The 7528-nt window shown below is 72.3% G+C and carries 5 protein-coding genes and 1 tRNA gene; 3 read left to right on the top strand and 3 right to left on the bottom strand.

The genetic code is table 11. From position 1 onward, the window contains the following. Positions 1 to 84: 84 nt before the first annotated feature. Together VR44_RS31190 and VR44_RS31185 are read left to right on the top strand one after the other, a co-directional pair. Positions 85 to 1110, top strand: coding sequence for an LLM class flavin-dependent oxidoreductase (locus tag VR44_RS31190; protein ID WP_063778991.1), 1026 nt, complete (start codon positions 85 to 87; stop codon positions 1108 to 1110). 276 nt (positions 1111 to 1386) lie between these two features. After that, positions 1387 to 3087, top strand: a complete 1701-nt coding sequence (locus VR44_RS31185; RefSeq protein WP_045950975.1) for a glycosyl hydrolase family 18 protein — start codon at positions 1387 to 1389, stop codon at positions 3085 to 3087. An 84-nt stretch (positions 3088 to 3171) separates the two neighbouring features. Here the strand turns inward: VR44_RS31185 and VR44_RS31180 are convergent, their stop codons facing one another. After that, positions 3172 to 5091: a putative bifunctional diguanylate cyclase/phosphodiesterase gene (locus VR44_RS31180; protein WP_211275156.1), complete on the bottom strand. Its 1920-nt coding sequence runs from the start codon at positions 5089 to 5091 to the stop codon at positions 3172 to 3174. Between the two features lie 371 nt (positions 5092 to 5462). Here VR44_RS31180 and VR44_RS31175 point away from each other — a divergent pair, with 371 nt between their 5' ends. After that, positions 5463 to 6662: a M6 family metalloprotease domain-containing protein gene (locus tag VR44_RS31175; RefSeq protein WP_094192036.1), complete on the top strand. Its 1200-nt coding sequence runs from the start codon at positions 5463 to 5465 to the stop codon at positions 6660 to 6662. A gap of 53 nt (positions 6663 to 6715) precedes the next feature. Here VR44_RS31175 and VR44_RS31170 read toward each other — a convergent pair. Both VR44_RS31170 and VR44_RS42035 read right to left on the bottom strand, forming a co-directional pair. After that, positions 6716 to 6789: transfer RNA gene (locus tag VR44_RS31170), tRNA-Lys, on the bottom strand. Beyond that, a complete protein-coding gene (locus VR44_RS42035) occupies positions 6780 to 7385 on the bottom strand; it encodes a bifunctional DNA primase/polymerase (protein WP_063778990.1) in 606 nt (201 codons plus the stop codon). The genes VR44_RS31170 and VR44_RS42035 overlap by 10 nt, the downstream gene beginning before the upstream one ends. Positions 7386 to 7528: the final 143 nt, after the last annotated feature.

Raw genomic sequence — 7528 nt, 5'->3', positions numbered from 1 at the left:
GCACGGCACGCCGCCGCAGGGGCCGGCGCTCCGGAGGCCGCCGCGGGCGATCCCGTCCGCGGGACCGTCCGGGGGACGGCGCCGGTGCCGCTGTCGGTCCTCGACCTGGTCACCGTCGGTGCGGGCAGCACCGCCCACGCGTCCCTGCGCACCAGCGTGGAGTTGTCCCGGCTCGCCGAATCCCGCGGCTACCACCGCCACTGGGTGGCCGAGCACCACTCCATGCCCGGGGTCGCCAGCTCCTCCCCGGCGGTGATCCTGGCCCACCTCGCCGCGCACACCTCCCGCATCCGCCTCGGCTCGGGCGGGGTCATGCTGCCCAACCACGCCCCGCTGGCCGTCGCCGAGCAGTTCGGCACCCTGGAGGCCCTCGCCCCCGGACGGGTCGACCTCGGGCTCGGCCGGGCGCCCGGCACCGACCCCCGCACGGCCGCCGCCCTGCGCGGGCCCGGACGGCTGGACGAGGCGGCGGACGAGTTCCCCCGCCGGCTCGCGGAGCTGACCCGCTTCCTCGACGACGACTTCCCCGACGGGCACCCGTACTCCCGCGTGCACGCCGTCCCCGGCCCGGTGCAGGGGCCCGCCGCCCGGCCCCCGGTCTGGCTGCTGGGCTCCTCCGGCTTCAGCGCCCGCCTCGCGGGGGAGCACGGGCTGCCGTTCGCGTACGCCCACCACTTCTCCGCCGCCGGCACCCTGCCCGCCCTGGACCTCTACCGGCAGAGCTTCCGCCCCTCGGCCGTGCTGGACGCCCCGTACGCCCTCATCGGGGTCGCGGCGCTCGCCGCCGACACCGAGGAGCAGGCGCGGGCGCAGGTGCTCACGGGCGCGCTGTCGATGCTCCGGCTGCGCAGCGGCCGGCCGGGGCTCGTCCCGACCCCTGAGGAGGCGGCCGCGTACCCCTTCTCGCCGCTGGAGCGGGAGTTCGTGGACGGCTGGCTCGCGAACATCGTCCACGGCACGCCCGACGAGGTCCGCTCCGGGCTCGACGCGCTGGCCGCGCGGACGGGCGCGGACGAGCTGATGCTGACCACCAACGCGCACAGCGGGGCCGCCCGGCTGCGCTCGTACGAGCTCGTCGCAGATGCGTACAGCATGCCCACGGCCGCCTAGTTCCGGACTCGACTCCAACCGGACGCAGGAGAACGTGGTTTGGCTGGTTTGTTGCCGAAACCTTGCCGGAGCATGACCCAAGACATCCTTAAACCGCTCGTCACCCGGGGTGGCGGGCGGTTTCTGCTGTGCGCCCAAGCCTCTGACGAGGGGATATACCGGCTCAGTGGTCTAGTCCTTATTTGGTCCAAACCATTGACTCGGGTGTGCCGTGATCGCTATCACTTCTCTCACCCGAAGCTGATGCCCTCCCCTCCCACCCCCCGGAGGCAGTTCATGCACATCCGTAAACCCCTCGTCGCGGCCGCCGCCACGGCCGCGCTGGCAGCCGGGGCACTGGCCGCCTTCGCGGGAATCGGCACCGCCCAGGCGGCCGGGGCCGCCACCGCCGCCGCCTCCGGAACCGCCGCCGGCGGCGTGCGGATCGCCTACTACGACCAGTGGAGCGTGTACGGCAACGCGTTCTACCCCAAGCACCTGGACACCCGGGGCATCGCGGGCAAGCTCGACGTCATCAATTACTCCTTCGGCAACATCCACCCCACCGACCTCACCTGCTTCGAGGCGAACAAGGCGGCGGGCGACGACAACAACCCCAACGCCGGTGACGGGGCGGGCGACTCGTACGCGGACTACAGCAAGTCCTTCGGCGCCGCCGACAGCGTCAGCGGGGTCGCCGACAAGTGGGACCAGCCGATCGTGGGCGTCTTCAACCAGTTCAAGCAGCTGAAGGCGAAGTACCCCAACCTGAAGATCAACATATCGATCGGCGGCTGGACCTACTCCAAGTACTTCAGCGACGCGGCGAAGACCGACGCCTCCCGCAAGAAGTTCGTGTCCTCCTGCATCGACCAGTACATCAAGGGCAACCTGCCCAAGGCCGACGGCTACGGCGGTCCGGGCACGGCCGCCGGGATCTTCGACGGCATCGACATCGACTGGGAGTACCCGGGCTCCTCCGGCGGCCACCTCGGCAACCACTACGCCCCCGAGGACAAGCAGAACTTCACCCTGCTGCTCAAGGAGTTCCGCGACCAGCTCGACGCCTACGGCCAGGCCAACGGCGGCAAGAAGTACCTGCTGACCGCGGCCCTCCCGGCCGGCCAGGACAAGATCAAGTACATCGAGACCGACAAGATCGGCTCGTACCTCGACTACGCCAACATCATGACGTACGACATGCACGGCGCCTGGGACGGCGACGGGCCCACGTACCACCAGTCCCCGCTGCTGGACTCGGCCGCCGACCCGACCGACCCGATCGCCCCGGGCACCCAGAAGTACGGCATCAAGAACGCCATCGACTCCTGGCTCGACGGCAACCCGGCCTACGGCATCGCGGGCGGCTTCCCCGCGGGCAAGCTGACCCTGGGCTACGAGTTCTACTACCGCGGCTGGAAGGGCGTCCCCGCCGGCACCACCAACGGCCTCGCCCAGCCCGCCACCGGCCCCTCCGGCGCCCGTCCGACCTCCCAGCAGGCCGGCATCGCCAACTACAAGGAGCTCGGCGGCATCGTCGACAACCCGGCCACCACCTTCTGGGACGACCAGGCCAAGGCCTCGTACTTCTACAAGGACGGCGAGTTCTTCACCGGCCTGAACCAGAAGTCCATCCAGGCCCGCGTCGACTACGGCAAGAGCCGCGGCCTGGCCGGCGCGATGATGTACTCCCTGCTCGGCCTGGACGACAAGACCACCCTGCTGAACCAGATCAACGACGCCCTCGGCGGCACCACCACGCCCCCCACCACCCCGCCGACGACGCCGCCCACCACCCCGCCCACGACGCCCCCGACCACCCCGCCGACCACGCCCCCGAGCACCGGCTGCGGCAGCACCCCGGCGGGCCAGGTCTACACGGCCGGCAACGAGGTCTCGTACAACGGCCGGAAGTGGAAGGCCCAGTGGTGGACCCAGAACGAGGTGCCCGGCACCACCGGTGAATGGGGCGTCTGGAAGGACCTCGGCGCCTGCTGATCCCCCCACCCGGCGCCGAGCGCCGGCCGCCCCCGCGCCTGACCGCAGGCCGGGGGCGGCCGTGCGCCCGCGGGCGTCCGGACCTCAGCGCCCGGAGACGTCCGGGCGGGCGCTGATCATCTCGGCGATCCGCTCCGGGGCCACCGCACGCGAGTACAGCCAGCCCTGACCGGTGTCGCACCCCACCCGCCGCAGCCGGGCCGCCTGCCCGGCGGTCTCCACGCACTCGGCCGTCACCGTCAGCCCCAGCCGGTGCGCGAGCTGCACCAGGGCCTCCACGATGGTCTCGTCGGCCGGGTTCGGGTGGGCGCCCTCGTCGTAGCGGAAGCCGCGCACGAAGGACCCGTCCAGCTTCAGCACCGACACCGGCAGCCGCGACAGGTAGGCCAGGTTCGAGTACCCGGTCCCGAAGTCGTCGATGGCGATCCGCACGCCCATGTCGCTGAGCGCCTGGAGGGCCTGCAGGGGCCGCCCAGCCGAACCCATCACCGCGGACTCCGTCAGCTCCAGCTGGAGCAGCTGAGGGGCCAGCCCGGTCTCGGCCAGGATCTCCGCGACGTCGCCCACCAGGTCCGAGTCCCACACCTGGCGCACGGCCACGTTCACCGACACGAACACCGGCGAGTCGCTGGGCTGCTCGATCTGCCAGCGCCGCGCCTGCCGGCACGCCGTACGCAGCACCCACTGGCCCAGCTGGACGATCGATCCGTCCTCCTCGGCGATCCCGATGAACCGATTCGGCGTCAACGTGCCGAACTGCGGGTGGTTCCAGCGCACCAGGGCCTCGACCCCGCGCACCACCCCGCTCTCCAGGTCCACCAGCGGCTGGTACTCCAGCTCGAACTCGCCACGCTCCACCGCCGGACGCAGCGAGCTCGACAGGGCCTGACGGGTCATCCGGTGCGCGTTGCGCTCGGGGTCGAACAGGGTCCAGCGGGCCTTGCCGTCCGCCTTCGCCCAGTACAGGGTCGTGTCCGCCGCCTGCATCAGGCCCGTCGCCGAGGTCCCGGCCGCGTCCCGCTCGACCACCCCGATCGACGCGGACACCGAAAGCCGCTGCCCGGCCAGGTCGAAGGGCTCCTGCACGGCGGCCAGCACGCTGCGCGCCAGGTCCGCGAGCTGCTCGGTGCCGGTCGAGTCCTCCACCAGCAGCGCGAACTCGTCGCCGCCGAGCCGGGCGACGAGGTGCCCGCCCGAACGCCCGTACCCGGACTGGTCGGCGCAGTGGGTCAGCCGGGCCGCGACGGCGGTCAGCAGCCGGTCGCCGACCCGGTGCCCCAGGGTGTCGTTGACGGCCTTGAACCCGTCGAGGTCCAGGTAGCACAGGCCGATCCGGCCGGTCCCGCCGCTGCCGTACGCGGAGGACTCCAGGGCCGCCGAGAGCCGCTCGAAGAACAGGGCCCGGTTGGGCAGCCGGGTCACCGGGTCGTGCATCTGGAGGTGGCGCAGCCGGGCCTGGAGGTCGCGCCGGTCGCTGATGTCGGCCACGGACAGCAGGACGTCCGGGGTCCCGGGCACCGGGCCCAGGGTGACCTCGGTCCACAGCGAGTGCCCGTCGGGGTGCTTGAGGCGGCGCGTGCAGCGCAGCCGGGCCTGACGTCCGCGCAGCACCTCCTGGTAGGCCTGCCAGGTGCGGGCCTCCGCGGCCAGGTCCACCAGGTCGGCGGCGCACTGCCCGGTGAGTTCGTGCGGCTCGCTGCCCAGCAGGGCGGCCAGCGCCCGGTTGGCGGCGATGACGTCGCCGTCGCGGCCGACGACGGCCATGGCGAGGTGCGCCGCGTCGAAGGCCGCGCGGTAGTCGCGCGCCCCGCCCGCCGCCGCAGCGCCGATCACCCCGGCCGCCCTGACGTCGGCACCGGCCGGCGGCGCCGACATGCCCGGCACGGCCGGCACTGCGGGGTGACGCTCCGTAAGGGCCGATCGGATGCTGTCGGCCGCCGAACCGGTTCCCTCTGAGCTTCCGTTCACCCTTGGCTCCCGCAGTGTTCGTGAGTGTCGGTGCAGGAAAGTGTGCCGATCATAGAGGCTGCCGGAGGCCCTATCCAGCGGCGTCGCCGTGTGGGGCACGGCCCGTCGCCGTGCTGACGTTCCGTCGGAGCGCGGCTGACACCCCGTCGGCCGCCACCGGATGACCGATTCCGCGCACCCGTGAGCACACCGGACCCACTCTGTTCTCGGGTGATCGGTCGTGACGTTCCGTAGATATGTACGTCAACTCCCGGCGTCACCGGCTTGCCGTAGTGCTCACTCGTGTGGGGCAGAGGAACCATGCATAAATAAGCCAATCACCTCAAGGTGGATGGAACAGGACGAATCCACTACCGGAGGTCGATGTGCCGCGACAGCTGACACCCGGGGGAGTGGACCGCTCCCGCATGCGAAGTACGGCGGCCATCCTCACCTCGATGACGGCGCTCGCCGCCACGTCACTCGTCGCGGGACCCGCCGTCGCCGCCGGACCCGCCACCGGCGGGCCCTGCGCGCTGACCCGCACGGCCGCGCACCACTCCCTGGGCCTGGACACCTGGAACCGGGCCTATCCCAAGCCGGTGCGCACGCTCAACGCGGTGATGGTCTTCCTCTCCTTCCCCGACCACCAGACCGCCGTCACCCCCCGGGAGCTGGCCGCCGACTACTTCCCGGCGACCAGCGACTTCTTCGAGCGGGCCTCCTACGGCCGCTTCCGGCTGGTGCCGCACCCCCAGCAGCAGTGGATCCGGATGCCCCGGCCGTCGACCGCGTACGGGATACAGCGCGACTGGGCCCCGGACGCCCGGGCCGCCTACCTGCGGGACGCGGTCGCCGCCGCCGATCCGTCGGTGGACTTCAGCCGCTACGACATCGTGTACTTCGTCGCCGACCCGAACGCCCCCGGCGTGGACTCCGACGCCACCAAGGTCGTCAACTTCGACCGCCCGCTGCGCGCCGACGGGACCGACCTGCGCCGGATCGTCACCGTCTTCGAGCGGCACCCGCCGGACCGCAACGTGCTGGCGCACGAGACCGGGCACGTCTTCGACCTGCCCGACCTCTACCACCGTCCGGCCGACGGCAAGGGCGACTGGGACACGTACGTCGGCGACTGGGACGTCATGGGCAGCCAGTTCGGGATGGCCCCGGACCTCTTCGGCTGGCAGAAGTGGAAGCTGGGCTGGCTGGACGCCTCCCAGGTCGACTGCGTGCGCTCCGGGACCTCCCTGCACACCCTCCAGCCGCTCTCACAGCCCCTGCAGCCCGGCGCCACGGGCGGCACCCGGCTCGCGGTGATCCGTACGGGCCCAGGCAGTGCGATCGCGGTCGAGGCGCGCGGCTCCGCCGGCAACGACGGGGACACCTGCACGGAGGGGGTCCTGGTCTACCGGGTCCGCAACGAGGCGGCTTCGGGCGGCGGCCCGATCGAGGTCCTGGACGGCCACCCGCGCACCGAGGCCTGCTGGGACCGCTCGGTGTACCCGCCACTGGCCGACGCCCCGCTGGAGGTCGGGGAGACCTTCACCGTCCCGGGGGAGCGGATCACCATCGAGGTGGCGGACCGGACGCTGTCGGGGGCGTACACGGTGAAGATCACGACCTGACGCCGGGCACGAAGAAGGCCCCCACTCGATGAGTGGGGGCCTTCTCCCGTCTGTGCGCCGCCAGGGACTCGAACCCCGGACCCGCTGATTAAGAGTCAGCTGCTCTAACCAACTGAGCTAGCGGCGCTTGCTGACGTCGTAGACACTAGCACCCGAATCCGCCGAACCAAAAATCGATACCTGGGCCGGACCCCGCGCGGCGTGCAGGAACGCCCACAGCAGGCAGTCCGGGCCGGGCAGCCAGGGGATCCGGGTGTCCGGCGCCACCAGCCACCGCGAGGGCCCGGGGCCGGGCCGCAGCGGGGGCACGGTCACGGCGTCGCCGTGCCCGTGACAGAGGGGCGCCGGCGCCGGGGCGGTGGGCCCCCACTCCTCCCAGGCGAGCAGCGCGGGCAGCCGCTGGGCGGTACCGGGCGAGGCGAAGAGCAGCATCCGCCCCCGGTGCACGGCGGCGGGCCCGGACCCGGGGCCGCGCTCCCAGAGCAGGTCGAGCATGCGCCGGCCGAGGACGAGCGGAACGTTGACGACGTCGAAGGCGGTCCCGCAGGGCAGCACGGCCTGCGCGTCGGGCCGCCCCTCCCACGCGGCCAGGGTGCTCCCCGGATGCGCGGAAGCGGAGGCCAGCCAGGCGGCGCCCTGCGGGGTGACCTGGGTGGCGGGCGCGGTACGCGCGTCGATGCCGTCGAGGGCGGGGGTGCTGGCGGCCGTCGTCAGGATCGTCATATGCCAATGTCTACCGCGCGTAGTGTGTCGGTTCCCACGAGTTACCGAAAATCGGGACGGGAGAGGGTCGGGTCCGGTATCTTGCGCGCCGCATATGCCGGGTTCGGGCCCGCCATCGCCCCCTCGAGGGGTGGGGGCCGGGC

Source organism: Streptomyces katrae (assembly GCF_000966975.1).
Classification (GTDB): Bacteria; Actinomycetota; Actinomycetes; order Streptomycetales; family Streptomycetaceae; genus Streptomyces; species Streptomyces katrae.
This window is presented reverse-complemented; position numbering and strand designations above follow the sequence as displayed.